The organism is Neoroseomonas terrae (assembly GCF_018129025.1).
Classification (GTDB): domain Bacteria; phylum Pseudomonadota; class Alphaproteobacteria; order Acetobacterales; family Acetobacteraceae; genus Neoroseomonas; species Neoroseomonas terrae.
The window spans coordinates 17,075-43,531 of the sequence record NZ_JAAEDI010000009.1 but is presented as its reverse complement, the minus strand read 5'-3'; the positions used below and the strand labels follow the sequence as shown (position 1 = coordinate 43,531).

Below are 26,457 nucleotides of genomic sequence, written 5' to 3'. Positions count from 1 at the left end.
CTGCCGTGCCGTTCCTGATCATCGGGGTCGTGCTCGCGCTGCTCTTCGGGCCGATGCTGTGGGTGAAGTGGGCGATGCGCCGGCATTCGGGCGATCGCCCGGATCTGCAGGGAACCGGCGGCGAACTCGCCCGCCACCTGCTGGACGAGGCCGGGCTGCGGCATGTCCGCGTGGAGCAGACCGACCAGGGCGACCACTACGATCCGACCGTGCCCGCGGTGCGGCTTGGGCAGTATCACTACGATGGGCGCAGCATCACGGCTGTCGCGGTTGCTGCGCATGAGGTCGCCCACGCCGTGCAGCATCGCGACGGGGCGCGGCTGTTCAGCCTGCGCATGACGATCGCACGCATCGTCACGCCGCTGCGGCTGGTCGCGGTCGTGATGATGACGGTGCTGCCGCTGGGCGGCGCGGCGTTGGGTGCGGGGCATATTGCGCTCGGGTCGATGCTGCTGGCGCTCGCGGTCTTCGCGCTGTCGATCCTGCTGCAACTCGTAACCCTGCCGCTGGAGTTCGATGCGAGCTTCCGCCGCGCACTGCCGGCGTTGCGGGCGGGCGGCTATCTCGCGGAACGGGACCTCGGCGCGGCCCGGACGGTGTTGAAGGCGGCGGCGCTCACCTACGTGGCTGGGGCGATGCTGTCGCTGCTGCAACTGGCGCGGGTGGTGCGGTAGGCGGCGCGGAGCCGCCATGCCGCAAGGCACCTTGCCCGGTCCTGTCCGGTGCGGGAGAAGGGCGGGCCTCATGCCCGATGATGTCACCCACATGCGCGCTGCCCTAGCGCTGGCCCGCCGTGGCCTCGGCAATACCTGGCCGAACCCCGCGGTCGGCTGCGTGCTGGTGAAGCACGGTCGCGTCATCGGCCGCGGCTGGACCCAGCCCGGCGGCCGCCCGCATGCGGAAACCGAGGCACTGCGCCGCGCCGGCCAGAACGCCCGCGGCGCCACCGCCTATGTCACCCTCGAACCCTGTTCCCACCACGGCCGCACGCCCCCTTGTTGCGATGCGCTGACCGCTGCCGGCGTCGCCCGCGTGGTCATGGCCATGCGTGACCCCGACCCGCGTGTGAACGGCCGCGGCGTCACCATGCTGCGGGACGCCGCCATCCTTGTGGAAGAAGGCCTGCTCGAAGCGGAGGCGCGCGCGCTCAATGCCGGCTTCTTCCGCCGGATCGAGCGCGGGCTGCCCGTCGTCACCCTGAAGCTCGCCACCACGCTGGATGGCCGGATCGCCACGGACTCCGGCGAATCCCGCTGGATCACGGGCCCCGAGGCGCGGCGAGAGGCCCATGCCCTCCGCGCCCGCCACGACGCCATCCTGGTCGGCTCCGGCACCGTCCTGGCGGATGACCCGGACCTGACCTGCCGAATCCTGGGCATGGAGCGCGTACCTATGCTTCGCGTCGTCGCCGACGCCCGGTTGCGCACGCCGCACACGGCGCGCCTGGTGACGACCGCCCGTGTGGCGGCCACCTGCATTGTGACCGCCCCCGGTCATCCGCCCGCCGCCCAGGCGCCCTTCACGGCGGCGGGGGTCGAGCTGCTCACGGTGGGGCAGGGGGACGACGGCCTCGACCTCCGCGCCCTTCTGGGCGCCCTCGCCCGCCGCGGCGTGACGCGCGTGCTGGCCGAGGGCGGCGCCGGCCTCGCCGCCGGGCTGCTGCGCGCGGGCCTTGTCGATCGCCTCGCCTGGTTCCACGCGCCGGGCGTGATGGGCGGGGAGGGGCATCCCGCCGTTCAGGGCTTGCACCTTGCCGCACTCGCCGCCATGCCACGCTTTCGTCGGGTGGCCGTGAAGCCGCTCGGTGCGGACCTGCTGACCGAATATGAATCCAGCGCGGAGCTCGGCTGATGTTCACCGGTATCGTCACGGACCTCGGCACGGTGCGGGAGGTGCAGCCGATCGGCGGGGGCCATGACCTGCGCCTCGTCATCGGCACCTCGCCCGGCTTCCTTGCCAACCCGGCACCGGCGGCGCTCGGCGCCTCCATCGCCTGTTCCGGCGTGTGCCTGACCGTCGTGCATCTCGCGGCCGATGCCTTTTCTGTGGATTGCTCGGCCGAGACGGTCGCCATGACCACTGTCGGGACCTGGACGCCCGGCACGCGGGTCAATCTGGAGCGCGCGCTGCGCCTGGGCGACGAACTCGGCGGGCATCTCGTCGCCGGCCATGTGGACGGGGCTGCCGAAGTGCTGTCCGCGACGCCGGAGAACGCCTCCGTCCGGTGGCGCTTCCGGATTCCGGCGGCGCTGGCGCCCTTCGTCGCGACCAAGGGATCCGTCACCATCGACGGCGTTTCCCTGACGGTGAACGAGGTTGACGGTGAAGTGTTCGGGGTCAACATCATCCCCCACACCACCACCGTCACCACCTTCGGCACGCTGCAGCCCGGCGACAAGGTGAACGTCGAGGTGGACATGATGACGCGCTACGTGGCGCGGCTGCGGGAGTATCAGCGTTGAGCGCGACCACTGAGACCGTCCGGACGTCCTTCAGCGACTTCCTGTCACCGACGGAGGAGTTGCTCGAGGAAGCGCGCAGCGGCCGGATGTTCATCCTGGTCGATGACGAGGACCGCGAGAACGAGGGTGACCTCGTCATCCCCGCCCAGTTCGCGACGCCGGGTGCGATCAACTTCATGGCCCGCTATGCGCGCGGACTGATCTGCCTCGCCATGACGCGCGGGCGTGTCGAGCAGCTCGGCCTGCCGCTGATGGCCCAATCAAACGGCACGCGCCACGCGACGGCCTTCACCGTGTCGATCGAGGCCCGGGACGGCGTTACGACCGGCATTTCGGCGGCCGACCGGGCGCGCACGGTCGCCGTCGCCATCAACCCCGATCTCGGGCGCGACCACATCGTCACGCCGGGCCACGTCTTTCCACTGGTCGCGCGGGAAGGCGGCACGCTGGTCCGCGCCGGCCACACGGAGGCGGCGGTCGATTTCGCCCGCATGGCCGGCCTGAACCCCGCCGGCGTGATCTGCGAGATCATGAACGACGATGGGACGATGGCGCGTATGCCGGACCTCGTCGCCTTCGCCCAGCACCACGGGTTGAAGCTCGGCACCATCGCCGACCTGATCGGTCATCGCCGCCGGACTGAACGCTTGGTTCGCCGCGTCGAGGAAGCCATCCTGCCGCAGGCCATCGGTGGCGAGTGGCGCGCCGTGGTCTATGGCAGCACCGTCACCCCCGGCGAGCACCTGGCTCTGATCAAGGGTGACGTGACGGCCGGCGACGAGCCGGTGCTGGTTCGCATGCACGCGGCCTCGCTCATGAACGATCTGGTCGCGGGGCGCACCATCGGCGAACTGCACGGCGCGATGCGCATGATCTCCGAGGCCGGCCGCGGTGTCGTCGTGCTGCTTCGCGACTGGCGCAGCGACGGGCTGTCGGACCAGATCCGCCGCGGCCGCGGCCGGGCCACCGCGCCGGAGCTGCGCGATTACGGCATCGGTGCGCAGATCCTCGCCGATCTTGGCGTTTCCCGGATGATCCGCCTTTCCAACCATCCGCGGCCCATCGTCGGCCTCGAGGGCTACGGCATCGAGGATGTCGAGATCAGGCCCATTCCTATGGACAACACGAATTGAGCACCCTTGATTCCCCCGAGCGCGGCTCCGCCGCGCTCGCCGGCCCGCCGCCGCGCATCCTGGTCCTCTCGGCGCCCTACTACCGCGACGTGGTGGACGGCATGCTGGGCGGCGCGCAGCGCGTCCTCGCCGATGTCTCGGCCACGGTGGAGGTCGCCGAGGTCGCCGGCGGCTACGAGCTTCCCGCCGCGCTGGCCATGGCACTGAAGCAGCCCGCCCGCTGGGATGGCTTCCTGCTGCTCGGCTGCGTCGTGAAAGGCGAGACCGACCATTACACCTTCATCTGCGACGCCATCTGCCACGGCGTGATGGATGTCTCGACGCGTTCCGCCGTGCCGGTCGGCTTCGGGCTGCTGACGGTGGACAGCCTGGAGCAGGCGATCGCGCGGTCGCGCGACGACCGCATGAACAAGGGCGCCGAGGCGGCGCATGCGGTGCTGGGGCAGATCGGCCTGGCGCGTGCCTGGGGGCTTGGCGCATGAATCCGCGCCCGAAGCCCACCGGCCGCCCGCGCACCGGGGCGCGCGTCGCGGCCGTGCAGGCCCTGTTCCAGTCCGAGCAGACCGGAGAGACCGCCGAGACCGTCGCGCACCAGTTCATCCGCCACCGCATCGGCGCGGGCGCCGGGGTCGAAGCCTTCGAGGACGGGCAGGTGCCGCTCGCCCACATCCCGCTGTTCGAGGCGATCCTGAAGGCGGCGGCGACGCGGTCGGAGGCGGCGGATGCCGAGATCCGTGCGCGTCTTTCCAAGGACTGGACGCTGGAACGGCTCGACCCGGTGCTGCGCGCCCTGCTGCGCGCGGCGGCTGCGGAACTGCTGGAGTCGCGTGATCCGCCGGCGCGGGTGGTGATCAACGAATATCTCGACATCGCGCGGGGGTTCCTCGACGAGGAGACGTCCCGCTTCGCCAATGGCGTGCTCGATGCAATGGCGCATGCCTTGCGGCCGGGGGAATTCGGGCGGTGAAGGTGTGTCGGGGAGGGGCGCCGCCCCTTTCCGAACCTCACGCCGCGAGAGCCGTTTTCCCTTCGCCTCGGCTCACGGCAACGTCTCCAGCCCGTCGTTTTCGCGAGCATCTTCACCCGATCAGGTGATTCCACCTGATCGGGAACTGCTCTAAAGGCCGAAGGGCCTTCGGAAACCAGTACCTGGCGCCGTGCGCCGCGAGCAGGATGGGCGCAGTGACCCGCATTCGAGCACGGAGTGGCGCAGTGGTTGGACGATTCCGCCGCGCTCGGCACCAGAAGATAGATTTCCAGATGACACTGTCATTTGGCGGGGGAGGCTCGGAGGGGGCGGCGTCCCCGCCGCTTCCCCCCGCGGCCGGTATCGCGCCAGCCTGGAGGGCAGCGGTTCCAGGGCCCGGCGTCGCGTGACCCTTCCTCCCGAATTCGCCCTCATTGCCCGTCATTTCCGCCCCCTGGCCGGCCACGGGGCGCTCGATCTGTCCGACGACGCGGCGCTGCTGGACGTGCCGCCGGGCCGGCAGCTTGTCCTTGCGGCGGATGCGATGGTGGAGGGCGTCCACTACCTGCCGGATGATCCGCCGGAGACGATCGGGCGCAAGCTGCTGCGGGTGAATCTGTCGGACCTCGCGGCGATGGGCGCGGCGCCGCTTGGCTACCTGATGACGACCGTGCTGGCGCGAGGCACGCCCGATGACTGGATCGCGGGGTTTGCGCAGGGGCTGGCCGAGGATCAGCGCGACTTCGGCCTGACGGTGCTTGGTGGCGATACGGCGGCCACGCCGGGGCCGACCTGCCTGTCGCTGACCATACTCGGCACCGTGCAGCCGGGCGCGGTACTGCGGCGAGGAGGAGCGCGGCCGGGCGACGACGTCTGGGTGTCAGGCACGATCGGCGACGGGGCGCTGGGGCTGCGCGTGCTGCGCGGCGAACTGCCGGACGATGCGGCGGGGCACCTCGCGCACCGGTACCGGCTGCCGCAGCCGAGGCTGGCACTGGGGCAGGGCATAGCGCGCCTGGCGCGGGCCGGCATGGATGTCTCGGATGGGTTGGTGCAGGACCTCGGGCATCTCTGCCGCGCCGCCGGCTGCGGTGCGGAGATCGAGGCTGCCGCCGTGCCGCTGTCCTCAGCCGCGCAGAAGCTGCTTGGGGCCAATCTGGCGCTGCTGCCGACGGTGCTGGGCGGCGGCGACGACTACGAACTGCTGTTCGCCGCCGCGCCCGAGGCCCAGGGACCGCTTCGCGAGGCGGCCTCGCGGGCCGACGTGCCGATCACGCGGATCGGCCGGATGGTGTCGGGCCCGCCAGCGGTCTCGGTGACCGGCGCCGATGGACAGGCGATAAACTTGGCGCGAGGCGGCTGGAGCCACTTCTGAGCCTGAGCACGCCCGCCTTGGAGCGACCCACGCTGCCGGGGGCTTCCATTTGGATGTCGGCCCGTTGGAGGGGTTTCGCCCCTCCAAGCCACCCCAGCAAAGGCCGAAGGGCCTTTGCAAACCTCAACTTGGCATCGCGCGCCAAGGGCAGGAATGGTGCTGAAATCGGTCCTTGCGCCCGACACGCACCGTAGGGGGCCAAGCCCGTCATGCCTCGTACGAACGAATTGCGGTCCAGGTGCTCCAAGCACCTGGCGGGGTGGCTTGGAGGGGCAGAGCCCCTCCAACGGATCGTCAGTACCGCCCGCCGAGATTCGCCGGATTGCCCGGCCCTGGCGAGCCACCCATGCTCGGCCGGCCGAGGTTCCCGAACAGCTCCTGCATGATCGACCGCTCGTTGCCCGGCACCGGCGTCTCGCGCGACACCATGGCGACGTCGCGGCCATCCGCCTCCGTCAGCTCGCGCACGCCGCTGACCACGCCCTGCGGGTTGAAGGAGATGACGACGACGCGCCGGTCCTCCACCTGCAGGTAGCGTCCGGGCTGCAGCCGGGTCTGGGCGCTGCTGTAGTACCAGTTGTCCTCGTCGAAGGTACCGCGGAAGGAGGGCGATCCGAGGAGCGCCTCGACATCCGTCCGGGTCTGAACGCCGGGGGTGATCTGGGACAGCCGTTCCGCATCCACGCGGTTGCCGCGCATGACGGGGTCGGGCCCGAATGTATCGGTGATCCATCCGCAGCCGGAGAGGGCGAGCAGGAGGAGGGCGGCCGGCGCGAGCCGGGATGCGTTGACCGATCGGGAATGGCGGGCCATGTCGCGGGAACCGATAGACATCATGGTGCCCCGCGGTCAACCGTTCTGGGCCAGGAGCCATTCCAGATCATGGGCATCCTCGCGATGTTCCGCCGCCGGCCGCATGAGCGGGCTGGCTTCGAACTCTACGGCGCGGCGGTCGCCGCGGCCCGCAGCCCCGCGCTGTTCGCCGAGCTGGGTGTGCCTGACACGGCGGAGGGGCGTTTCGACCTCGTGACCGTGCATGTCGGGCTGGTGATTCGCCGGCTGCGCGCGGATGGCGACGCGCGCGGCGCAGCACTCGCTCAGGCGGTCTTCGACGCCATGTTCGCGGACATGGACCAGAACCTGCGCGAGATGGGGGTGAGCGACCTGGCCGTCGGCAAGCGCGTGCGCTGGCTGTGGGAGGGTTTCCACGGTCGTGCCCTGGCCTATGAGCAGGCGCTCGACTCCGAGGATCCGGCGGTCCTGCCGGAAGCTCTGGCGCGCAATGTCTGGCGCGGCGAGCCTCCGCCTGGGGACGCGGCCGCGCGACTGGCCGGCGTTGCCCGGGCGCAGGCCGAGCATCTGGGCGGGCAGGGGATCGATTCGCTTGTGACAGGCCATGTCGCGTTCCTGTCTGCGGAGGACCTTCTGCGTGACGCCTGAGTTTTCCCGACCCATCGCGCTGGCGCGCATCCCGCCGGAGGGGCGCGCGGAAACCTTGCGAGCCTCCCCCGCGGAATGCGCCGCGCTGGCGCTGCGATTCGGCATCCCGGCAGTGAACCGGTTCTCGGCCGCATTGCGGCTGACGCCCGAGGCGGGCGGCGCCGTGGCGATCGAGGGACGTATCCGCGCGGAAGTGGTGCAGGACTGTGTCGTCACCCTGGACCCTGTGGTCCAGCAGGTGGACGAAGCCGTGCATCTTCGGGTTCTGGGCGCCGGTGAGACCGCGTCCGAAGACCCGGACACGCCGGATGATGTCGAGGCGCCGGGAGGCGTGGCGGATCTGGGGGAGGCGGTGGCCGAACAATTGGCCCTGGTGCTCGACCCCTATCCGCGCGCGCCGGGCGCGGTGTTGCCGGACGAAGCCGAAGGCGAACCGGAAGCACCTGAGGAGCCTCGGCCCAACCCGTTTGCCGCCCTTTCGGCGCTGCGCGGGCGGAAATAGCGCCCGGTTTCGGCCGTGCGGCTTGCGTATCGGGGGGGTGGGTGCTAATGGCCCGCCCTCCCTGCTATCTTTGCCGTTTGTAGATGAAAGAGGCTCGGCGCCATGGCCGTTCCGAAGAAGAAGACTTCGCCCTCCCGCCGCGGCATGCGCCGTAGCCATGAGGCCCTGAGCGCCCCGTCGCACCAGGAATGCTCGAACTGCGGTGAGCTGAAGCGTCCGCATCATGTCTGCTCCCACTGCGGCCACTACAATGGCCGTGAGGTGGTGGCAGCCGAGCGCGTGGGCCAGACCATCCGTTCCTGACGCGCGGTGGTGACATCCGCGCCCATGGACCGCTGACGTGTCCCAGCCGAGCCGGCCCTTCGCCCTAGCCATCGACGCCATGGGCGGCGACGCGGCGCCGGATGTCGTGATCGACGGCCTGGAACTGGCGGCCGAGCGTCATCCTGACGCTCGATTCCTGCTAGTTGGCGATGAGGCCCGCGTCGGCGGCGCTCTCGCGCGGCGCAAGCGCGCCGCCAAGGCGTGCAGCCTGCGCCATGCGCCGGACTACATCCCGGGCGACATGAAGCCGACCGCGGCGCTGCGCGTGCGCGGGTCGTCCATGCGCGTCGCCATCGATGCGGTGGCGGGCGGAGAGGCGTCGGGCATCGTCTCGGCCGGCAATACCGGTGCGCTGATGGCGCTGTCGAAGATCGTCATCAAGACGATGCGGGAGATCGACCGGCCGGCGCTCGCCGCCATCGGGCCGTCGGCGCGCGGCGACGTGGTGCTGCTCGACCTCGGCGCGAACGTGCAATGCGATGCGCGAAACCTGGTGGAGTTCGCCGTCATGGGCGACGCCTTCGCGCGCGCCGTGCTCGGCCTGACCAACCCGTCGATCGGGCTGCTGAATGTCGGTTCCGAGGAGTTGAAGGGCGACGACCGCGTGCGGGCGGCGGCGGAGACGCTGCGCGATTCGCACATCGGCGCCAATTTCCGCGGCTTCGTCGAAGGCCACGACATCACCGCCGGGACGACGGATGTGATCGTGACGGATGGCTTCACGGGGAATGTCGCCCTCAAGACGGGCGAGGGCGCGCTGAAGCTGATGCGCGACCTGCTGCGGCAGGTCTTCACATCCTCAGTGCCGGCGCGGCTCGGCTATCTGCTGGCGCGGCCGGCGCTCGACCGGCTGCGCGAATGGATGGATCCGCGGCGCTACAACGGTGCCATCCTGATCGGGCTGAACGGCGTGGTGGTGAAGTCCCATGGCGGGACGGATGCGCTCGGCTTCGCCCATGCCGTCGACGTCGCGATGGACATGGTGACGCATGGCTTCAACGAGCGTATCCGTGAGGGCCTGACCCGTCTGTCCACGAACGGACCGCGAATCGCGGCCGAGTCTCACTGAGGTAGTCCGTCCTCCCATGGTAGTGCGTGCCACCATCGCCGGAAGCGGCGGCTATCTGCCCGCGACCCGGCTGTCCAACGACGAACTCGCGGCGCTGAAGGGGCTCGATACCTCCGATGCCTGGATCCGCGAGCGGACCGGGATCGGCTATCGCCATATCGCGGCGCCAGGGGAGACCGCTTCGGACATGGGGGCAGCCGCGGCCCGGCAGGCGCTGGAGCGCGCCGGCGTCGAGGCATCGGAGGTGGACGCGATCCTGGTCGCGACCTCGACGCCCGATTCCGCCTTTCCGGCGACGGCGGTGCGTATTCAGGCGAAGCTTGGTGTCACAAAGGGCTTTGCCTTCGACCTCGCCGCGGCGTGCACCGGCTTCATCTATGCCGTCAGCGTGGCCGACGCGCTGATCCGTGCCGGGCAGGCGCGCTGCGTGCTGGTGATCGGCACCGAGGTCTATTCCCGCATCCTCGACTGGACGGATCGCGGCACCTGCGTGCTGTTCGGGGACGGCGCCGGCGCGCTGCTGCTGCGCGCCGGGGAAGGGGCGGGCACCACCGCTGATCGCGGCGTGCTGTCCTGCCACCTGCATTCCGACGGCAGCCAGGGTGACATTCTGCACGTCGAAGGCGGCGCAGGCTCGACGGGCGGGACGGGCCTGCTGCGGATGGCGGGGAAGGAAGTGTTCCGCCATGCCGTGACCAAGCTCGCCTCGGTGGTGGATGAGGCGCTGGCGGCGAATGGCCTCGGGCACGAGGATGTGCGCTGGCTGGTGCCGCATCAGGCGAACCGCCGCATCATCGACGCCATGGGCAAGAAGCTGCATCTGCCGCCCGAGCGCGTGGTGGTGACGGTCGAGCGGCACGCCAACACCTCTGCCGCCTCGGTGCCGCTGGCGCTGGCCGAGGCCTGCGGCGACGGGCGCATCCAGCCCGGCGACCTGGTGGTGATGGAAGCGATCGGCGGCGGGCTGACCTGGGGCGCTGCGCTCGCGCGGTTCTGAGAGACGGCGGATCGCGGCACCTTCGCGAGCCAGGAGCGCACAGCGCAACCGCTCCCGAGTAGCGCGTTGCGTCCGGCAGACGAAGGCGGGCCGCGAAACAGTCCGGCATCCCGACGCCAGGCGTCCGAGGCCAAACAACACGGCTCGGCACGATACAGTTGACCTGCGGTCCCGATACCGGTTTTCTAGTGTTCAGAACGGCTTGCGGGCGGCTCCACAGCATGAACACGGTAACGCGGGCGCAACTCGCGGAAGCGATCTACGCCAATGTCGGCCTCTCGCGGAACGAAAGCGCCGCGCTGCTGGAGACCGTGTTGGAGCGGATTTCCGCCGCCCTCGAAGCCGGGGAGGCGGTGAAGATCTCCGCATTCGGCACCTTCCTGGTCCGCCAGAAGGGCCAGCGCGTCGGCCGCAACCCCAAGACCGGCGTCGAAGTGCCGATCCTGCCGCGCAAGGTCCTGTCCTTCCGCCCGTCCCAGGTGCTGAAGGCACGGATCAACAATGAGCCTGAGGGCGAGGGCGACGAATGAGCGAGGAACTGCCGCCCGTCGAGGGTGAAGGCCGCGTCCGGCCGCGCAAGGCGCCGACTGCCTTCCGCACCATCAGCGAGGTGGCGGACGACCTGCACATTCCCCAGCACGTCCTACGCTTCTGGGAGAGCAAGTTCCCGCAGTTGAAGCCGCTGAAGCGCGGCGGCGGACGGCGGTATTACCGGCCGGAGGACATCGCGCTCCTGCGACGGATCTCCGATCTGCTCTACACGCAGGGCTACACGATCAAGGGCGTGCAGCGGCTGCTGCGGGACGGGACGGACGAAGGCCCCCAGGGTGGGGAATTGCCGCTGAACGATCCCCCGCCGCCGACGGCCGCGGAGGAGGTCGAGACGGCGGCGTTGCGCGCGGCGCTGGCGGAGCTGGAAGCGATTGCGGCCGAGTTGCGGGTGTTGGCGGGGTAGTTGCCGCGCCACTGACACCGGGGGCTTTCAACGTATCGCCCCGGATGCTACACGGCGCCCCTCGGTCGGGCAGTAGCGCAGCCTGGTAGCGCATCAGTCTGGGGGACTGGGGGTCGTGGGTTCGAATCCCGCCTGCCCGACCAATCATCGATCATCACCATAGCCTCCCACACGACGCATGTGATTGCGGCGACAAGCGTCATGTGCGCTTCACCCCGTCCGCGGCGGCGCGCCCGCGGCGAAGCCTGCACCGGCAAGCGCAGGCATTTCTGTTCGGTTCACCGCCCGGTCCGACCGTGATGATCCTTGCGGAAGGACGGTCGAGACGAGAGCGCTACGGTGCGTGTTCCCCGGCACCGTAGTAGAGGGCGACGGTATGCGTCGCCTCGGCGAACATCAGCCATCGTTCGGCCAGCAGGCCAACCGTCACGAGCGCCGCGGCGGCCACCGCAAACACCCCCGCGAAGGCGCCCCCAGTGAGTAGCGCCAGCAGCAGCAGCGCCGCGGGCACGGCGAAGCCGGCGACCGACGCGATCCGCCGCAGCTTCGCCGCATGCACGCGGCCGATGCGGAAGGCCATTTCGCGCAGCAGGTAGTTCGTCTCGGTATGCGGCGGGTCGAGCACGCGGACCTTGCCGATGAAGCCGAGGCCCGTCGCCGTTTCCATCGTCGCGAGCGGCGGTCCGGCATCGACGCTCGCCCAGTAGGCGCGCTTCAGCACGAAGGCGACGGCGCCGAGCACCGCGGCGATCGCCGCCGGTGCCATTGCGGCACCCCAGAAGGCGGCGAGTGTCGCGAGCAGCGCCGCGCCGGAGAAGGCACCGAACAGCAGATAGCCGGGTGCGACCAGCGGGTGATGCCACTGCCGGATGGTGGGCAGGGAGGCGTAGATCATGCCCGTGCACCACACCGTCACGGCTGCACCGGCGGCGGCGAGCAGCCCGGTGGGCAGCGCGAGCCATTCGGACTGGCCGGCGAGGGCCAGGAAGAACAGCCCCGCGGGCGCGAAGGTCGCGATGGCGCAGATGCCTTCCCGGGACAGCCAGGAGGACCGCCATTGGCTCAGCGCGCGCCACGCCCGTTCCGGCCGGCCGAGATGCGCCGTGGAGGACAGCAGTCCGAGCATCGTCAGCGCCAGCGCGATCCCGACGGTGAGCACGCCGAAGCCCGCCGTCTGCGGGACCAGCCCGAGCGGCCGCAGCAGGCCCATCCAGAACAGCAGCCCGTAGCCGGCGCCTGACGCCACGGTGAAGAAGATGATCGACGGCGCCGGATTCATCGCGACAGCACCTTGTCCACCCAGCGCAGCAGCGGGTTGGTGATCTGCGAGGGCAGGGGACCGGCATCCTTCGGCGGCCCGGCATCGGGCTTCGGCGCGCGGCGTGGCGGCAGGTATCGGTTGACCGGCTTGTAGCCGAGCTCCGGCATCAGCTCCATGCCGCCGCGCTCGGCGACGAGCTTCGAGACATCGCTGTCGGGATCGCCAAGATCGCCGAAATGCCGCGCATTGGCCGGGCAGGTGGACACACAGGCAGGGACGCGTCGTTCCTCGGGAATGTGCTCGTTGTAGATGCGGTCGACGCAGAGCGTGCACTTCTTCATCACGCCCTGGTCTTCGTCGAATTCGCGCGCGCCATAGGGGCAGGCCCAGGCGCAGAGCTGGCAGCCGATGCAGATGTCGGTGTTGACCAGCACGATGCCATCCTCGGCGCGCTTGTAGGACGCGCCGGTGGGGCAGACGGTGACGCAGGCGGGCGTTTCGCAATGCAGGCAGGATCGCGGGAAATGGACGGTGCGGCCATCCTCGCCATCGCCGGCTTCGTAGGAATGGACGCGGTTGAACCACACGCCCTCGACGCCGGCGGAATAGGGATGGTGGTCGGGCAGCGGCGCCATGTGGCCGCTGGTGTTCCATTCCTTGCAGTTGGTGGCGCAGGCCTGGCAGCCGACGCAGGTATCGAGGTCGATGACGAGGCCGAGCTTCTTCGCGGAGGGCGCAGGTAGGGACGTCATGGCTTCTGGCCTCCCGCATTGAAGCGAAGGATGTCGGGCGGGTCCGGCATGTCCGGTGGGGGTTCCAGCACGTCCGGGTGCGGCGCGGTGACGCCTTCCTCGCCCGGGGCGACCTTCGTCACCTTCACGCGCAGATCGTACCAGGCGGCCTGGCCGGTGACGGGGTCGGCATTGGCGAGGCGCGGGCCGGCCTGGCTCGGCAGCCATTCGCTGATGACGTGGTTCAGCAGGAAGCCGCGCTGCGATTCCGCGGCATCCGGCGAGAGCATCCACGCTCCTGCGCGCTTGCCGATCGCGTTCCAGGTCCAGACGGTGTCGCGGTTCACGCCTTCCATCAGGGTGAGCTGCGCTTTCACCCGCCCGCTGCGGCTTTCGACCCAGACCCAGTCATCCTGTGCGAGGCCATCGGCCGCGGCGCGCTCACGCGACATGTACAGCTTGTTCGACCCGTGGATCTGCCGCAGCCACGCATTCATCGAGCCCCAGGAATGGTACATCGCCATCGGCCGCTGCGTGACGGCGGAGAGCGGGAAGGGCTCGGTGTCGTGCTGCTGCTGTTCGAGCGGCGCGTACCAGAAGGGCAGCGGGTCGCAATAGGTGCGCACGCGCTCGCGCAGCGCCTCGGGCGGCTGCTTCGTGCCATGGCCCTCGGCGGCGAGGCGGAACTTCTGCAGCGGCTCCGACCAGATCTGCAGCACGATCTGGTTGGATTGCCCCTGCATGCCCATGGCTTTCGAATTGGCCAGGTAGGTCGCATTGGCGTGCTTGAAGTAGGATTCCTCGGGCGCCAGGTGATGCCGCCAGAAGCAGCCATTCTCGATGTAGCGCTGGAGTTGGTTGGGGTTCGGTTCGCCGACGCCCTTCTTCGATCCGTCCTCGCCACGCCATCCCGCCAGCGGCCCGACGCCCGGCGTGCGCTGATGGTTGGTCAGGTAGTCCGGATAATCCTTGAAGCGGGGCGAGCCATCCTCCTTCACGAAGGCGGGCAGACCGAGCCGGGCGCCGAGTTCGATCAGCACAGTCTGGAACTGCCGCACGTTGCGGTCGGGCTCGACCACCGGCTGGCGGATCGCATCGCCCGGCCCGTGCGCAGACCCGATCGGCCGGTCGAGGATGCTGATCGCGTCCCAGCGTTCCAGATAGGTCGTGTCCGGCAGGATCAGGTCGGCGTAGGGCACCGTCTCGCTGAAATACGCATCCGAGTAGATGACGTGCGGAATGACGTAGTCGCCATTCTCGTCCTGCTGCGTCAGGCAGTCGATCGTCTCGAGCGGATTCATCGCGCTGTTCCACGCCATGTTCGCCATGAACATGAACAGCGTGTCGATCTTGTACGGGTCGCCCTTCGCCGCATGGCCGATGACCGTATGCATCATCCCATGAAGGCCGAGCGGCGCTTCCCACGAGAAGGAATGGTCGATGCGCAGCGGCGTGCCGTCATCCTCGACCAGCAAATCGTCCGGCCCATGCGTGAAGGACAGGATGTTGCCCGCGAGCGGCGTGTTCGGCTTCGCCCCCTTGCCGGCAGGACCTGGCCCGGGCGGGATCGGCCGCGGAAAGGGCGATTTGTAGCGCCAGGAGCCGGGCGTATCGACCGCGCCGAGGATCATCTGCAACAGGTGCAGCGCGCGGCAGGTGTGGAAGCCGTTGGAATGCGCGGAGATGCCGCGCATCGCGTGGAAGGCGACCGGACGGCCCACCATCGTCTCGTGCTTGCGGCCCCACACATCCGTCCAGGGGATGTCGAGCGTGATCGTCTGGTTGAAGGCGACATCCGCGATCTCGGCGGCGAGGCGGCGGATGCGCTCGGCGCTGAAGCCGCATCGTTCGGCGACGGCCTCGGGCGCGTACTCCTCGCCGAGATAGCGTTCGGCCATCAGGTTGAAGACCGGCTTCGCGACGCGGCCATCGGGCAGGGTGAACTCGCCGACCAGCACCGGCGACAGATCGGCCGTGTCGGCGGCGATCGCGCCACGCGCGCGATCCCAGGCGAGCGGCTTGCCATCCGCATCGCGGGCGAACAGCCCATCGTCGGCACCACCAGGATTGCGCACCACCAGCCAGGGCGCGTTCGTGTAGCGGACCAGGAACTCGCCATCGACCTTGTCGGTGCGGATCAGCTCATGGATCAGCGCCATGATGAACAGCCCGTCCGTGCCTGGACGGATGCCGACCCATTCATCGGAGATGGCGGAATACCCGGTGCGGACCGGATTGACCGAAACGATCTTCGCGCCGCGCTTCTTCATCGACGCGAGGCCGATCTTGATCGGGTTGGAATCATGGTCCTCGGCAACGCCGAAGATCATCAGGTATTTCGCGCGTTCCCAATCGGGCTCGCCGAATTCCCAGAACGACCCGCCGATGGTGTAGAGCCCGCCGGCCGCCATGTTCACCGAGCAGAAACCGCCATGCGCCGCGAAGTTCGGCGTGCCGAACTGCGCCGCCCAGAAGCCGGTCAGCGATTGCGACTGGTCGCGCCCGGTGAACAAGGCAAGGCGCTTCGGGTCGGTTTCCCGTATATGCTTCAGCCAGCCGGTGGCGGTCTCCAGCGCCTCATCCCAGCTGATCTCGGCATATTCGCCGGAGCCGCGCGGCCCGACGCGCTTCAGTGGCGCCTGCAGCCGCGCCGGCGAATACTGCGTCATGATGCCGGCGCTGCCCTTGCCGCAGAGCACGCCCCTGTTCACCGGATGGTCGGGATTGCCCTCGATGTAGCGAACGCGGCCATCCTTCAGATGCACGCGGATGCCGCAGCGGCAGGCACACATGTAGCAGGTGGTCGTTTTCACCTCGTCGCCGATCGGCGCGGAGTAAACGATCCGGTCGGTCGCGCCGCCATCAGCCGGCATGGTCGTCTCCCGAAGGTTTCCACCCGAGTAGCGCATGCTCTGACGATGCCGCAAAGGGGCGGAAGGATTGATGCGAATGGCTCGCAAATTCAGAAATCGCGCTGAGCGCCGTGACTACGACCCGAACAACGGGCAGAGCTCCATCGGTGCTGTTCCGGCGCGTGGAAGCCACCCACCGATGGTGCGGTCAAACAGTGGCGTCGCGAAGGCGGCTCGCACCGGCATGTCGCCTGGCCAGCCGGCACGCCAGCGGTCGCCCTGCGCCATCGCGACCAGTAGCGCGACCGGACGCACGCCGGCCCGTTCCAGCAGCGCCACGCCCGCAAGCGCCGAGGTGCCCGTCGAGATGACATCGTCCACCAGCAACACGCGCCTGCCAGCGAGCCGCGGCAGCAGGCGCGGATCGAGCCAAAGCCGCCGATTGGCAGGCGCCGTCGAGGAGGAAGCTTCGACGGACAGCGCATCATCGTACCAGCGCTTCCGCGACCAGCCCGGCGCGACCCAGTTCGCGTGGCCCAGCGCCTGCGCGACGAGGGGTGCGAAGACCTGGCCGAGGGTCGGGAGCCCGACGACGACCTCGGCACCGAGATCGGACGCCGCCCTGGCCATCCAGTGGCCGATGCGCTGCGCGACGACGATCGCCGCCTGGTTGGCGATGAAGCCTGCGACAGCGATCTCGCCATAATCGCGGAGCGGCAGGATGAGGCAGGAGCCATCCGGCATCGGCGCCGGATAGCGGTCGATGAAGGGGCCCTTCGCGCCGGTCTCCGCGGCGAACGCTTGCCAGAAATCCATGGCGCAATCCGTGGTGCAATGGCGGTCAGCGTGGCATCGTCGCCGCGGCGCAGCAACGGAGACGCAGCAGCATGGCCATGACGCGCCGGGTCTGTCTGATCGACACCGATCCCGGGACGGACGATGCCGTGGCCCTGTGGCTGGCCCTGGCCTCGCCGGAGCTCGATGTACGCCTGGTCAGCGTGGCCGGCGGGAATGTCGGCCTGATCCACACGCTGCGAAATGCACGCGCCATCGTTGGGCTGAGCGGTCGTGACGTGCCGGTCGTCGCCGGCGCGGACCGGCCGCTGCTCGGTGCCTTCCGGCCGGAGCTGCAGGTGCATGGCGCGGACGGTCTGGCAGGCGCCGCGCTGCCTGAGGGCCCGTCGGAAGCGCCCGGCGTCGCGGCCGATGCGATCCGCGCGCTGCTGCGGGCTGAGCGTCGCGTCACGCTGATCGGCATCGGGCCGGCAACCAACCTTGCCTTGGCGCTGGCGACCGAGCCGGCGCTGATCGACCGCGTTGAAGAAATCGTGCTCATGACCGGCGCATGGGCGGAGGGGAACATCACGCCGTCGGCCGAGTTCAACGCCTGGTCGGACCCCGAGGCGCTGGCGATGCTGCTGGAATGCGGCCGACCGGTGACGCTGGCAACGCTGGAATTGACGGCGCAGGCGCTGGTCACGCCGACGCGCATCGCCACGCTGCGTGCTTCCGGCGGCGGGGCGTGCCTGGATGCCGCAGCGCGCATCATGGCCGGCGTGCCGCCATCCCGCCGCTTCGGCCACCGAGGCCACCCGCTGCACGATCCCTGCGCGATCGCCTGGCTGATCGACCCCACGCTGTTCACGCAGCGGGAGGTGCATGTGCATGTGGAATGCGCCGGCGTGCCGCGGGGCCGCACGGTGGTGGACCGGTGGGAGCGCAGCGGCCACCCGGCGAATGCGCGGCTGCTCGACACCCTGGATGCCGATCGCTTCTTTGCGCTGCTGGCGACGCGGCTCGCGACGCTGCCGTAACGTGGCGCTTGCCGGGCGCGCCGCGCCGCGCTACGGCGCAGGAAACGGCGTTTAAGGGAACGGAAACGTGAACCGTCGGCAAGCATTGACCATCGCGGCTGCAGCGCTCGCCGCCCCGCGTTTCTCGGTAGCGCAGGAGACCCGGCCGAACCGGCCTGTCACGCTGCTGGTGCCCTTCGCAGCCGGCGGATCGAACGACGTAGTGGCGCGGCTTGCCGCGCCCGTGCTCGAAGCGCGGCTTGGCCAGCCCTTCGTGATCGAGAACCGGCCGGGGGGCGGCGGTTCGCTCGGCATGGGCGCGGTGGCGCGGGCGCGGCCGGACGGATCGATGTTTCTGATCTCCTCGGCCTCCAACCATGTATTCCATCCGCTGGTGTCGGGCGATCTGGGCTATGATCCGCGCGAGACGCTGCCTGCCGTCGCCATGATGGTGGACGTGCCGAACGTGATCGCCGCGACGCCGGGCCTCGGCGTCTCGACCGTGCAGGAATTGATCGCCAAGGCCCGGGCGACGCCCGGCGGGCTGTCCTTCGGCTCATCGGGCGTCGGCACGTCGAACCACTTGGCCGGCGAGCTGTTCAGGCTGCGCACGGGGCTCGACCTCACGCATGTGCCCTATCGCGGCGGCGGGCCTGCCATCAACGACCTGATCGCCGGCACCGTGCCGATCGCCTTCATGAACCTGCCGACCGTCGCCCCGCCGGCCTCGGATGGGCGGGTAAAGATTCTCGCCGTCTGCACCGCGGATCGCGTGTCGATCCGTCCTGACATCCCGACGGTGACGGAACAGGGCGTGCCGGACTACGCGGTGCGGTCCTGGACCGGACTGTTCGCGCCGCGTGGCACGCCCGCGCCCATCATCGAGCGCTTCTCGGTGGCGATGCGGGAGGCGCTGGCCTCCGATGTCGTGAAGAGCCGGCTGGTCGCGATCGGCAGCGAGCCCTTATGGATGTCGCCCGAGGATACGAACGCCTTCGTGCGGCAGGAATTCGACCGCTGGGCGCCGGTCGTCCGCGCCGCCGGCATCACCACGCAGGGCTGAGCCCCGGCTGCTCGTTGACGCCCGCCTGTGCTTCCCGCAGCGTCCGCGCGGCAAGCACAGGAGCGCGCGATGAAAATGCCCGGCCATGGGCGCTACGCTCACAGCGCCATCCCGAACCGGCCGACCTATGAATGGCCGAACGGCGCGCGGCTGGCGCTGGTGGTGTGCAACAACATCGAGGCCTTCGCCTATCGCGCCGGCATGGGCAGCGACAGCACCGGCGCGGCAGCGGTGCAGAACCAGCGCAACTACGCTTGGCGCGACTACGGCAATCGGGTCGGGCTGTGGAACATGCTCGACATGCTCGACGACCTCGACCTGCCCTGCGCGCACAACGTCAACGGCGCGGTGCTCGATGCCTGCCCCGAGATCGCCCCGGCGCTGAAGGCGCGCGGCGACGAATTCATCGGCCATGGCCGCACCAACGCCGAGCGCCAGGACACGATGTGGGAGGAGGATGAGCGCCGCCTGATCGCCGAAAGCCGCGACGCCATCATCCGCCATGCCGGCGTGGCGCCGCAGGGATGGCTTGGTCCCTACATCGCGCAATCGGCGGTGACGCTCGACCTGCTGAAGGAGGAAGGCTTCTCCTACGTGATGGACTGGCCGGCCGATGACCAGCCCTTCTGGATGACGACGCGCGCGGGGCCGATCATGTCCGTGCCCTACTCCGTCGAGCTGAACGACAGCCCGGCGCAGGTGTTCCGCCAGCATTCCGGGCGCGAATTCGGGCAGATGATCATCGACCAGTTCGACGAGATGCTGGAGCAGTCGCGCAAGCGGCCTCTGGTCTGCTCGGTCGTGATGCATCCGTTCATCGTCGGACAGCCTTTCCGGCTGCGTGCGCTGCGCGATGCGCTGCGGCATATCCTGTCGCATCGGGACCGGCTGTGGGTGACGCGGCCGGGTGAATTGGCGCGCTATGCCGCCGGCCTGCCGCGCGGCGTGGTGCCGGGGTCCGAGTCCCTCTGATACGTCGCGAGGTGCTGGCCGGCGCTCGCTTCTCCATGCCGCGACTTGGACGCGCCCACTGATCCACAGGCGCGATGGTCGCGGTCCCGCGCGCGGACCTTCCCGGCGCTGCGCAGGCGGGTAGTCTGGCATCCGCCGCGCCGATGGCGCGGCGGAATGTCCAAGAAAGGAACAAGGACGATGCGGAGATCACTCCTCGTCGCGGCCGGGATGCTGTGCCTTGCGGCGGCGTTGCCCGCCAAGGCCCAGAACGCCGTCACCATGATCGTCGGCTACCCGCCCGGGGGCGCGAGCGACCTGATGGCGCGCATCATGCAGCCGGAACTCTCGACCGCGCTCGGCCAGCAGGTCGTCATCAAGAACGTCGCCGGCGCCAATGGCACGGTCGGCGCACTTGAGATGACGCGCGCGCGGCCCGACGGCACGACGATCCTGTTCGCACCCGGCGGGTCGCTGGTGCTGACCCCGCACACGCGCGGCGCGCCCTTCCAGCAGGCGGATTTCGCGCCGGTCTGCCAGATGGTCGACGCGCTGGTCGTGATGATGACGCAGCAGGATTCCGGGATGCGCACCCTGCAGGACGTGGTCGCGCGTGCGCGCGAGAACCCCGGTGCGCTGCCCTATGCCAGCACCGGCCCCGGCGGCACGCCGCATGTCAGCATGATCTCGCTGGAGCGCGGCGCCCGCATCGAGATGAACCACATCCCCTTCCGCGGCTCGGGCGAGGTGATGCAGGCGATGGTTGGCGGGCAGCTCCATCTGTTCACCGACCAGGGCAATTTGGTGCGGCAATACAACCTGCACCCGATCGCGGTGTTCAGCGCCGAACGCGCGCAGGAATTCCCTGACACCCCGACGATGCGCGAACTCGGCCATGACCTCGTCTTCACCATCTGGTCGGGTCTCTACGCCCCGGCGGCGACGCCGGAGCCCGTGTTGCAACGACTGGAAGCCGCCTGCCTGCGGATGATGCAGGCGCAGCCGGTGCTCGATGGCCTGCGGCGGATGGATATGCCGGTGCGGGTGCGGAACCGCGCCGAATTCAGCGCCTTCCATCGCGCCGAATATGAGCGCTTCGGCGCGCTGGTGCAGCAGTACAATCTGCGCGTGAACTGATGCTGCCGGGGCCGGGCCGCTGGGCCCGGCCTCAAACCACCGCCGTCATGCCGCCATCGACGTAGAGAAGGTGGCCATGCACGAAATCCGAGGCCGGCGCGGCGAGGAACACCGTCGCGCCGACCAGCTCCTCCACCTTGCCCCAGCGCCCGGCCGGCACGCGCTGGCACAGCCAGTCGGTGAAGGACGGATCCTGTACCAGCGCGCTGGTCAGTTCCGTATCGTAGTAGCCGGGCGCGACGCCGTTCACGTTCACGCCCTGCCTTGCCCATTCGGCGCACAGCGTCCGCGTCAGCATGCGCAGCGCGCCCTTGCTGGACGCATAGGGCGCGATGGTCGGGCGGCCGAGCTCGCTCTGCACCGAGCAGATGGTGATGATCTTGCCGGCGCCCCTGGCGACCATGCGCTTGCCCGCGGCCTGGCAGCAGAACCAGACGCCGTCGAGGTTGACGCCGAGCACCTTCCGCCAGGTCTCCGGCGGCATCTCGACCGACGGCGCCCGCAGGTTGATGCCGGCATTGGCGACCAAGATATGGAGCGGGCCATGCACGGCCTCGATACCGGCAATGGCCGCTTCGACCGCATCGGGGTCGGTCACGTCGAAGGGTGCCGCCAGCGCGCCCGGAATGCCGGCACAGGCGGCGTCGAGCTTCGCTGCATCCCGGCCATTCAGCACGACCGTGGCGCCGGCCTCCGCCAGCCCCTTGGCCAGCGCGAGGCCGATCCCCTGGCTCGATCCGGTGACGAGGGCCAGCCGGCCGGTCAGGTCGAACAGTGCACGCGACATGGGCATCACTCCCCGCAGGATTGCCGGCGGGGAGGCTAGGGGGGAGAGGCGGCGCCGGACAAGCCGGGCCGCGTCAGTCCGGGAAGAACTGGTTCGCCGGCCGCGGCAGGCCGAGATTCTCCCGCAGCGTGTTGCCGACATACTCGCCGCGCACCAGCCCGCGCTTGCGCAGGATCGGGACGACGTCGCCGACGAAGCGTTCGAACTGCGTCGGGAAGAAGGGGGGCATGATGTTGAAGCCGTCGGAACCGCCACCGACGAACCATTCCTCCAGTGCGTCCGCCACCTGTTCCGGCGTGCCCCAGACGATGCGGTGGCCGCGCGCGCCGGCGACCAGGTAGTACAGCTCGCGCAGCGTCAGGTTCTCGCGCCGCGCGAGGTCGGTCAGCAGGCGCGCGCGGCTCTGGAGCTGGTCGGATTCCGGCAGGTTCGGCAGGGGGCCGTCGAGGTCATAGCCGGACACGTCGTGGCCCAGGCGGTCGTTGAGCAGCAGGATCGCGGCTGCCGGGTCGATGCCGCCCTGGAGCTGGGCGTAGAGCGCCTTGGCCTCGGCCTCGGTGCCGCCGATCACGGGGCAGACGCCGGGCAGGACCATGACGTGATCGGGATTGCGACCCGCTTCCACGGCGAAGCCCCGCAGCCCGTCGCGGAACGCCTTGCCTTCGACCAGCGTCTGCTGCGCGGTGAAGACGATCTCCGACGTCCGCGCCGCGAGGCGCTGACCGGGCAGGGAGGAGCCCGCCTGGATGATGATCGGATGCCCCTGCGGCGGGCGCGACGCGTTGAGCGGCCCCTTCACCGAGAAGTACCTGCCCTCATGGTTCAGGGTGTGGACGCGGTCGGGCTCGACATAGACGCCACGCGCCTTGTCCTTCACGAAGGCGTCATCAGCAAAGCTGTCCCACAGGCCGCGGACGACGTCGATGCACTCCTCGGCGATGGCGTAGCGGTCGTCATGGGACGGATGGTCGCCGCGCGAGAAATTCGCCGAGGAGCGGGCGTAGGACGTGGTGACAGCGTTCCAGGCCGCGCGGCCGCCGCTGAGGTGGTCGAGGGACGCGAAGGCGCGCGCGATGTGGAAGGGCTCGGTGTACGTGGTCGACATCGTGGCAGCGAGGCCGAGATGCTTCGTGCCCATGGCGAGCGCCGAGAGCAGCGCGATCGGTTCGATCCGGGCGACGAATGACGGATGAGCGTCGGCGCTGCTGGTCAGCCCATCGGCAAGGAAGAGCAGGTCGAAATGACCCTCCTCCGCCGTGCGGGCGATGCCCTGGATGAGCTTCAGGTTCTCGCCGCCGAACTGCGCCTCCGGATGGCGCCAGCCCGCCACGTGATGGCCTGCGCCCTGGAGGAACAGGCCCAGTCGCATCGGGCGGTCGGTGGCGGCAGACATCAGGGCGATCCTCGCTGGCGTGGTCGCCGCAGATAGGTATCGCCCGCGCGCGGTGTCAATCTGGCGCGCGGGCGGCCGGGATTACGCCTCAGCGGCCTTGGTCTCCGTCTTCGGTGCGGCGTCGCCGGACTTCCGCCGCTTCGTCCATTCGTCGAAGCGCTGCAGGACCACGAAGAAGGACGGTACGAACAGCACCGCAAGCGCCGTCGAGGCCAGCATACCGGAGAACACGCTGATGCCGAGTGAGCGCCGCGCATTCGCCCCCGCGCCGGTCGCCAGCACCAGCGGCAGCACGCCGAGGATGAAGGCGAAGGATGTCATCAGGATCGGGCGCAACCGTGTCTTCGACGCCTCCACCGCGGCCTCGACAAGCGACTTGCCGCGGATGATGCGTTCCTCGCGCGCGACCTCGACGATCAGGATGCCGTTCTTCGCCGACAGGGCGATCAGCAGCATGAGACCTATCTGCACATAAAGGTTGTTCGCAACACCGAGGGACGTCAGCGCCGTGACTGGCCCGACGAGGGCGAGCGGCACGGCTGCCAGCACGGACAGCGGCAGGATCCAGCTTTCATACTGGCCGGCGAGGCAGAGGTAGACGAGCAGCAGCGACAGCGCGAAGACATAGATCAGCGTGTTGCCGGTGACGTTCTCCTGATAGGACATCCCCGTCCATTCGAAGGCGACGTCGGCAGGCAGTACCTCCCGCGCGATGCGCTCCATCGTCGCCATCGCCTGGCCGGAACTGTAGCCCGCGGCCGGGCTGCCGACGATCGTGGACGACGGATAGAGATTGTACAGCGTGATCAGCGGCGGCCCGGCGACATTGCCGAGCGACGCCACGGCGCCGAGCGGCACCATGTTGCCGTCCTGGCTGCGGACATGCAGTTGCAGCAGGTCATCCGGGTTCAGGCGGAAGCGCGCATCGGCCTGCACATAGACCTGGAGCGACTGGCCGAACTTGTTGAACTGATTGACGAAGGAAGACCCAACATATTCGGTCAGCATGGCGAAGACGTCGCCAACCGGCACGCGGAGCTGCTGGGCGCGCTCGCGGCTGACGGTGACGGTCACCTGGGGTGCGTTGGCCCGGAAGGTGGTCAGCGCGCTGCGGATCGAAGGCTCCTGCGCCGCACGCTGGAGGATCTGGGATGTCAGTTCCTCCAGCTTGCGATAGTCGAAGCTGCCCCCGAGGAGTTCGAGCTGCATCTGGAAGCCGCCGGCATTGCCGATGCCCTGGACGGCCGGCGGCGGCAGCACCGTGATCTGGCCATCCTGGATGGCAGCGAGGTCGCGCGACAAGCGTTCGTACAGTGGCAGCAGCCCCTGCTCGGGGTGCTGGTCCCGCTCGGCGAAGGGCTTGAGAATGATCCACGCGACGCCGGCATTGGACAGGTCGGCGAAGTTGTCGAGCGGCGAGACGCCGGCCAGCGCGGTGACGTTCTGGACGCCGGGCACGCGCGCCACGATCTCCCGCGCCTGTTCCAGCGTCGCCGTGGTGCGGCCCAGCGCCGCACCTTCCGGGAGAGTAACGGCGAGCAGCAGGTAGCCCTGATCATCGATCGGGATGAAGCCGGTCGGGATGCGTGAGAGGCCGTAGAGCGCCCCACCGGAGATGAGCAGCGCGATGACCACCATGACCCCGCTGACACGCACCATCCGGGCGATGATGCGCGTGTACCAGCGTTCGAAGCCGTCATAGACTCGGTTGAAGCCGCGATAGAAGAAGTTGCGCTTCTCCGGCGGCGTCGGCGTGCGCAGCCACATGGCGCACTGCGTCGGCTTCAGCGTCGCGGCGTTGATGGCGCTGATCAGTGCGGTCACGGCGATGACCAATGCGAACTGCGCGAACATCTGCCCGGTAAGGCCCGGCACGAATGCGGCAGGGAGGAAGACGCTCATCAGCACGAGGGTGATGCCGATGATCGGGCCGAACAGCTCGCGCATGGCCTCGATGGCGGCCTCGACGCCGTTCTTGCCGCGCTCGATGTGCTGCGTGACGCCTTCCACGATGACGATGGCATCGTCCACCACGATGCCGATGGCCAGCACGATGCCGAACAGCGTCGTCAGGTTCACCGTGAAGCCAAGTGCGGCCATGCCGGCGAAGGCGCCGATGATGGTGACCGGCACGGTCGTCGCCGGCACCAGCGTGGCGCGGAAGTTCTGCAGGAACAGCAGGATCACGATCAGCACCAGGATGCCGGCCTGGTACAGCGTCGAATACACCTCATTGATCGAGGCGTTGACGAAGATCGTGGTGTCGTAGGGGATGGAGAAGCGCATGCCCTCCGGGAAGCGCTGCGACAGCCGTGTCATGGTGTCGCGAATGCTCTGGCCCACCTGGAGCGAGTTCGCTTCGGGCGTCTGGTAAATGGCGATGCCGGCGGCCTGCCGTCCGTCCAGGTGGAATTCCTGCGCATAGTTCTGCGCGCCGAGTTCCACCCGCGCCACGTCGCGCAGATAGGTCAGCCGACCACCCTGGGCCGTCTGGTCGCGAATGACGATGTTCTCGAACTGGCTCGGATCGTCCAGCCGGGACTGCACATTGACCGTGTACTGGAACTGCTGGTTGTTGGGGGCCGGCGGCGCGCCGACCTGGCCGGCGGCGATCACCTGGTTCTGCTGCTCGATCGCGTTGATGACGTCGGCCGGCTCGAGGCCGAGCTGAAAGAGCTTCTCAGGATCGAGCCAGACCCGCATGGCATACAGGCCGGCGCCGAAGACGGTGACGGAGCCGACGCCGGGCAGCCGCGACAGCACATTGACCAGGTTGATTGTCGCGTAGTTGGACAGGAAGGCGCTGTCATAGCGGTTATCCGCCGAATCCAGCGTGACCATCTGAAGGATGGCGGTGTTCTTCTTCTGCACGTTCACGCCCTGCGCCTGCACCGAGGGCGGCAGCTGGGCGAGGGCGAGCGAGACGCGATTCTGCACTAGCACCTGCGCCGTGTCGGGGTCCGTCCCGATCTGGAAGGTGACGGTCAGGCGATAAGTGCCGTCGGGTGCCGAGGTGGAGGACATGTAGATCATGCCGTCCACGCCGTTCACCTGGTTCTCGATGGGCAGGGCGACGGTGTCGATGATGGTCTGCGCGCTGGCCCCCGGATAGTTCGTCGTCACCATCACGGTGGGCGGCACGATGTTCGGGAACTCGGAGACCGGCAGCCGGAAGAGCGACACCCCGCCCATGACGATCAGCACGATCGCCAGCACGTTGGCGAGGACGGGCCGCTCGATGAAGAACTTCGACATGCCGGCCCTT

The 26,457-nt window shown here is 69.1% G+C and carries 26 protein-coding genes and 1 tRNA gene; 19 read left to right on the top strand and 8 right to left on the bottom strand.

Features of this window, described 5'->3' with window-relative positions; translation table 11 throughout:
- The first annotated feature begins 5 nt into the window (after window positions 1–5).
- From GXW78_RS09680 to thiL, 7 genes are all read left to right on the top strand, one after another.
- A complete protein-coding gene (locus tag GXW78_RS09680; RefSeq protein ID WP_211868271.1) occupies window positions 6–674 on the top strand; it encodes a zinc metallopeptidase in 669 nt (222 codons plus the stop codon).
- Window positions 675–690: 16 nt separating this feature from the next.
- Entirely contained in the window at window positions 691–1,851 is a 1,161-nt protein-coding gene (gene ribD, locus GXW78_RS09675; RefSeq protein WP_456307080.1) for a bifunctional diaminohydroxyphosphoribosylaminopyrimidine deaminase/5-amino-6-(5-phosphoribosylamino)uracil reductase RibD, read from the top strand.
- Complete coding sequence (locus tag GXW78_RS09670; protein ID WP_211868267.1) at window positions 1,851–2,462, top strand: riboflavin synthase; 612 nt, start codon at window positions 1,851–1,853, stop codon at window positions 2,460–2,462. Before ribD ends, GXW78_RS09670 begins: the two co-directional genes overlap by 1 nt.
- Complete coding sequence (ribB, locus tag GXW78_RS09665; RefSeq protein WP_246522012.1) at window positions 2,459–3,595, top strand: 3,4-dihydroxy-2-butanone-4-phosphate synthase; 1,137 nt, start codon at window positions 2,459–2,461, stop codon at window positions 3,593–3,595. Before GXW78_RS09670 ends, ribB begins: the two co-directional genes overlap by 4 nt.
- Window positions 3,592–4,077 (top strand): 6,7-dimethyl-8-ribityllumazine synthase, encoded by a 486-nt coding sequence (gene ribH, locus GXW78_RS09660; protein WP_211868265.1) that lies wholly within the window; start codon window positions 3,592–3,594, stop codon window positions 4,075–4,077. The genes ribB and ribH overlap by 4 nt, the downstream gene beginning before the upstream one ends.
- Window positions 4,074–4,562 carry a transcription antitermination factor NusB gene (gene nusB / locus GXW78_RS09655; protein ID WP_211868263.1) on the top strand — a complete coding sequence of 163 codons (489 nt, stop codon included), beginning with the start codon at window positions 4,074–4,076 and terminating at the stop codon, window positions 4,560–4,562. Before ribH ends, nusB begins: the two co-directional genes overlap by 4 nt.
- 406 nt (window positions 4,563–4,968) lie before the next feature.
- Window positions 4,969–5,937: a thiamine-phosphate kinase gene (gene thiL / locus GXW78_RS09650; protein ID WP_211868261.1), complete on the top strand. Its 969-nt coding sequence runs from the start codon at window positions 4,969–4,971 to the stop codon at window positions 5,935–5,937.
- Window positions 5,938–6,231: 294 nt separating this feature from the next.
- Here thiL and GXW78_RS09645 read toward each other — a convergent pair whose 3' ends face one another.
- On the bottom strand, window positions 6,232–6,750 hold the full coding sequence (locus GXW78_RS09645) for an outer membrane protein assembly factor BamE (RefSeq protein ID WP_211868259.1): 519 nt from the start codon (window positions 6,748–6,750) through the stop codon (window positions 6,232–6,234).
- Window positions 6,751–6,819: 69 nt separating this feature from the next.
- On the opposite strand from GXW78_RS09645, the gene GXW78_RS09640 reads away from it, so the two are divergent.
- From GXW78_RS09640 to GXW78_RS09605, 8 genes are all read left to right on the top strand, one after another.
- The gene (locus tag GXW78_RS09640; protein ID WP_211868257.1) at window positions 6,820–7,377 is read left to right on the top strand and encodes a ubiquinol-cytochrome C chaperone family protein; all 558 of its coding nucleotides are present in this window, start codon (window positions 6,820–6,822) and stop codon (window positions 7,375–7,377) included.
- Window positions 7,367–7,879, top strand: coding sequence for a YceD family protein (locus tag GXW78_RS09635; RefSeq protein ID WP_338147715.1), 513 nt, complete (start codon window positions 7,367–7,369; stop codon window positions 7,877–7,879). Before GXW78_RS09640 ends, GXW78_RS09635 begins: the two co-directional genes overlap by 11 nt.
- Before the next feature lie 102 nt (window positions 7,880–7,981).
- Window positions 7,982–8,182 carry a 50S ribosomal protein L32 gene (gene rpmF, locus GXW78_RS09630; RefSeq protein WP_211868253.1) on the top strand — a complete coding sequence of 67 codons (201 nt, stop codon included), beginning with the start codon at window positions 7,982–7,984 and terminating at the stop codon, window positions 8,180–8,182.
- Between the two features lie 79 nt (window positions 8,183–8,261).
- Window positions 8,262–9,272 (top strand): phosphate acyltransferase PlsX, encoded by a 1,011-nt coding sequence (plsX, locus tag GXW78_RS09625; RefSeq protein WP_211868492.1) that lies wholly within the window; start codon window positions 8,262–8,264, stop codon window positions 9,270–9,272.
- A gap of 16 nt (window positions 9,273–9,288) precedes the next feature.
- The gene (locus GXW78_RS09620) at window positions 9,289–10,269 is read left to right on the top strand and encodes a beta-ketoacyl-ACP synthase III (protein ID WP_246522011.1); all 981 of its coding nucleotides are present in this window, start codon (window positions 9,289–9,291) and stop codon (window positions 10,267–10,269) included.
- Between the two features lie 221 nt (window positions 10,270–10,490).
- Window positions 10,491–10,799 (top strand): integration host factor subunit alpha, encoded by a 309-nt coding sequence (locus tag GXW78_RS09615; protein ID WP_211868251.1) that lies wholly within the window; start codon window positions 10,491–10,493, stop codon window positions 10,797–10,799.
- The gene (locus tag GXW78_RS09610; RefSeq protein ID WP_211868249.1) at window positions 10,796–11,224 is read left to right on the top strand and encodes a MerR family transcriptional regulator; all 429 of its coding nucleotides are present in this window, start codon (window positions 10,796–10,798) and stop codon (window positions 11,222–11,224) included. Before GXW78_RS09615 ends, GXW78_RS09610 begins: the two co-directional genes overlap by 4 nt.
- A gap of 66 nt (window positions 11,225–11,290) precedes the next feature.
- A tRNA-Pro gene (locus tag GXW78_RS09605) sits at window positions 11,291–11,367 on the top strand.
- Between the two features lie 191 nt (window positions 11,368–11,558).
- On the opposite strand, the gene GXW78_RS09600 is transcribed toward GXW78_RS09605, so the two are convergent.
- From GXW78_RS09600 to GXW78_RS09585, 4 genes are all read right to left on the bottom strand, one after another.
- On the bottom strand, window positions 11,559–12,503 hold the full coding sequence (locus GXW78_RS09600) for a dimethyl sulfoxide reductase anchor subunit family protein (RefSeq protein ID WP_211868247.1): 945 nt from the start codon (window positions 12,501–12,503) through the stop codon (window positions 11,559–11,561).
- Entirely contained in the window at window positions 12,500–13,237 is a 738-nt protein-coding gene (locus GXW78_RS09595; RefSeq protein ID WP_211868245.1) for a 4Fe-4S dicluster domain-containing protein, read from the bottom strand. Before GXW78_RS09595 ends, GXW78_RS09600 begins: the two co-directional genes overlap by 4 nt.
- Entirely contained in the window at window positions 13,234–16,089 is a 2,856-nt protein-coding gene (locus GXW78_RS09590) for a molybdopterin oxidoreductase family protein (protein ID WP_211868243.1), read from the bottom strand. Before GXW78_RS09590 ends, GXW78_RS09595 begins: the two co-directional genes overlap by 4 nt.
- Window positions 16,090–16,203: 114 nt before the next feature.
- Complete coding sequence (locus GXW78_RS09585) at window positions 16,204–16,884, bottom strand: phosphoribosyltransferase (protein ID WP_211868241.1); 681 nt, start codon at window positions 16,882–16,884, stop codon at window positions 16,204–16,206.
- Between the two features lie 71 nt (window positions 16,885–16,955).
- Between GXW78_RS09585 and GXW78_RS09580 the strand changes: the two genes are divergently transcribed.
- From GXW78_RS09580 to GXW78_RS09565, 4 genes are all read left to right on the top strand, one after another.
- On the top strand, window positions 16,956–17,882 hold the full coding sequence (locus tag GXW78_RS09580; protein ID WP_246522010.1) for a nucleoside hydrolase: 927 nt from the start codon (window positions 16,956–16,958) through the stop codon (window positions 17,880–17,882).
- A gap of 67 nt (window positions 17,883–17,949) precedes the next feature.
- Entirely contained in the window at window positions 17,950–18,924 is a 975-nt protein-coding gene (locus GXW78_RS09575; RefSeq protein ID WP_211868240.1) for a Bug family tripartite tricarboxylate transporter substrate binding protein, read from the top strand.
- A gap of 69 nt (window positions 18,925–18,993) precedes the next feature.
- Window positions 18,994–19,896 (top strand): polysaccharide deacetylase family protein, encoded by a 903-nt coding sequence (locus GXW78_RS09570; RefSeq protein ID WP_211868239.1) that lies wholly within the window; start codon window positions 18,994–18,996, stop codon window positions 19,894–19,896.
- 180 nt (window positions 19,897–20,076) lie between these two features.
- Window positions 20,077–21,012 carry a Bug family tripartite tricarboxylate transporter substrate binding protein gene (locus GXW78_RS09565; protein WP_211868238.1) on the top strand — a complete coding sequence of 312 codons (936 nt, stop codon included), beginning with the start codon at window positions 20,077–20,079 and terminating at the stop codon, window positions 21,010–21,012.
- Between the two features lie 31 nt (window positions 21,013–21,043).
- Here the strand turns inward: GXW78_RS09565 and GXW78_RS09560 are convergent, their stop codons facing one another.
- The 3 genes from GXW78_RS09560 to GXW78_RS09550 all read right to left on the bottom strand — a co-directional run bounded on the left by GXW78_RS09560 (window position 21,044) and on the right by GXW78_RS09550 (window position 26,447).
- Complete coding sequence (locus GXW78_RS09560) at window positions 21,044–21,805, bottom strand: SDR family oxidoreductase (RefSeq protein ID WP_211868237.1); 762 nt, start codon at window positions 21,803–21,805, stop codon at window positions 21,044–21,046.
- Window positions 21,806–21,872: 67 nt separating this feature from the next.
- On the bottom strand, window positions 21,873–23,192 hold the full coding sequence (locus GXW78_RS09555) for an LLM class flavin-dependent oxidoreductase (RefSeq protein WP_211868236.1): 1,320 nt from the start codon (window positions 23,190–23,192) through the stop codon (window positions 21,873–21,875).
- 81 nt (window positions 23,193–23,273) lie between these two features.
- Window positions 23,274–26,447, bottom strand: coding sequence for an efflux RND transporter permease subunit (locus GXW78_RS09550; RefSeq protein ID WP_211868234.1), 3,174 nt, complete (start codon window positions 26,445–26,447; stop codon window positions 23,274–23,276).
- Window positions 26,448–26,457 lie beyond the last annotated feature (10 nt).

Bases quoted from the DNA above. Each gene is read 5' to 3' on its own strand.
- GXW78_RS09590 (WP_211868243.1), bottom strand. From the start codon at position 16,089: ATGCCGGCTGATGGCGGCGCGACCGACCGGATCGTTTACTCCGCGCCG.
- GXW78_RS09550 (WP_211868234.1), bottom strand. From the start codon at position 26,447: ATGTCGAAGTTCTTCATCGAGCGGCCCGTCCTCGCCAACGTGCTGGCG.
- GXW78_RS09570 (WP_211868239.1), top strand. From the start codon at position 18,994: ATGAAAATGCCCGGCCATGGGCGCTACGCTCACAGCGCCATCCCGAAC.
- GXW78_RS09670 (WP_211868267.1), top strand. From the start codon at position 1,851: ATGTTCACCGGTATCGTCACGGACCTCGGCACGGTGCGGGAGGTGCAG.
- ribD (WP_456307080.1), top strand. From the start codon at position 691: ATGCCGCAAGGCACCTTGCCCGGTCCTGTCCGGTGCGGGAGAAGGGCG.
- plsX (WP_211868492.1), top strand. From the start codon at position 8,262: ATGGGCGGCGACGCGGCGCCGGATGTCGTGATCGACGGCCTGGAACTG.
- GXW78_RS09600 (WP_211868247.1), bottom strand. From the start codon at position 12,503: ATGAATCCGGCGCCGTCGATCATCTTCTTCACCGTGGCGTCAGGCGCC.
- GXW78_RS09560 (WP_211868237.1), bottom strand. From the start codon at position 21,805: ATGCCCATGTCGCGTGCACTGTTCGACCTGACCGGCCGGCTGGCCCTC.
- nusB (WP_211868263.1), top strand. From the start codon at position 4,074: ATGAATCCGCGCCCGAAGCCCACCGGCCGCCCGCGCACCGGGGCGCGC.
- GXW78_RS09615 (WP_211868251.1), top strand. From the start codon at position 10,491: ATGAACACGGTAACGCGGGCGCAACTCGCGGAAGCGATCTACGCCAAT.
- GXW78_RS09640 (WP_211868257.1), top strand. From the start codon at position 6,820: ATGGGCATCCTCGCGATGTTCCGCCGCCGGCCGCATGAGCGGGCTGGC.
- GXW78_RS09580 (WP_246522010.1), top strand. From the start codon at position 16,956: ATGGCCATGACGCGCCGGGTCTGTCTGATCGACACCGATCCCGGGACG.
- GXW78_RS09620 (WP_246522011.1), top strand. From the start codon at position 9,289: ATGGTAGTGCGTGCCACCATCGCCGGAAGCGGCGGCTATCTGCCCGCG.
- GXW78_RS09565 (WP_211868238.1), top strand. From the start codon at position 20,077: ATGCGGAGATCACTCCTCGTCGCGGCCGGGATGCTGTGCCTTGCGGCG.
- rpmF (WP_211868253.1), top strand. From the start codon at position 7,982: ATGGCCGTTCCGAAGAAGAAGACTTCGCCCTCCCGCCGCGGCATGCGC.
- GXW78_RS09585 (WP_211868241.1), bottom strand. From the start codon at position 16,884: ATGGATTTCTGGCAAGCGTTCGCCGCGGAGACCGGCGCGAAGGGCCCC.
- GXW78_RS09645 (WP_211868259.1), bottom strand. From the start codon at position 6,750: ATGGCCCGCCATTCCCGATCGGTCAACGCATCCCGGCTCGCGCCGGCC.
- GXW78_RS09555 (WP_211868236.1), bottom strand. From the start codon at position 23,192: ATGTCTGCCGCCACCGACCGCCCGATGCGACTGGGCCTGTTCCTCCAG.
- GXW78_RS09610 (WP_211868249.1), top strand. From the start codon at position 10,796: ATGAGCGAGGAACTGCCGCCCGTCGAGGGTGAAGGCCGCGTCCGGCCG.
- GXW78_RS09595 (WP_211868245.1), bottom strand. From the start codon at position 13,237: ATGACGTCCCTACCTGCGCCCTCCGCGAAGAAGCTCGGCCTCGTCATC.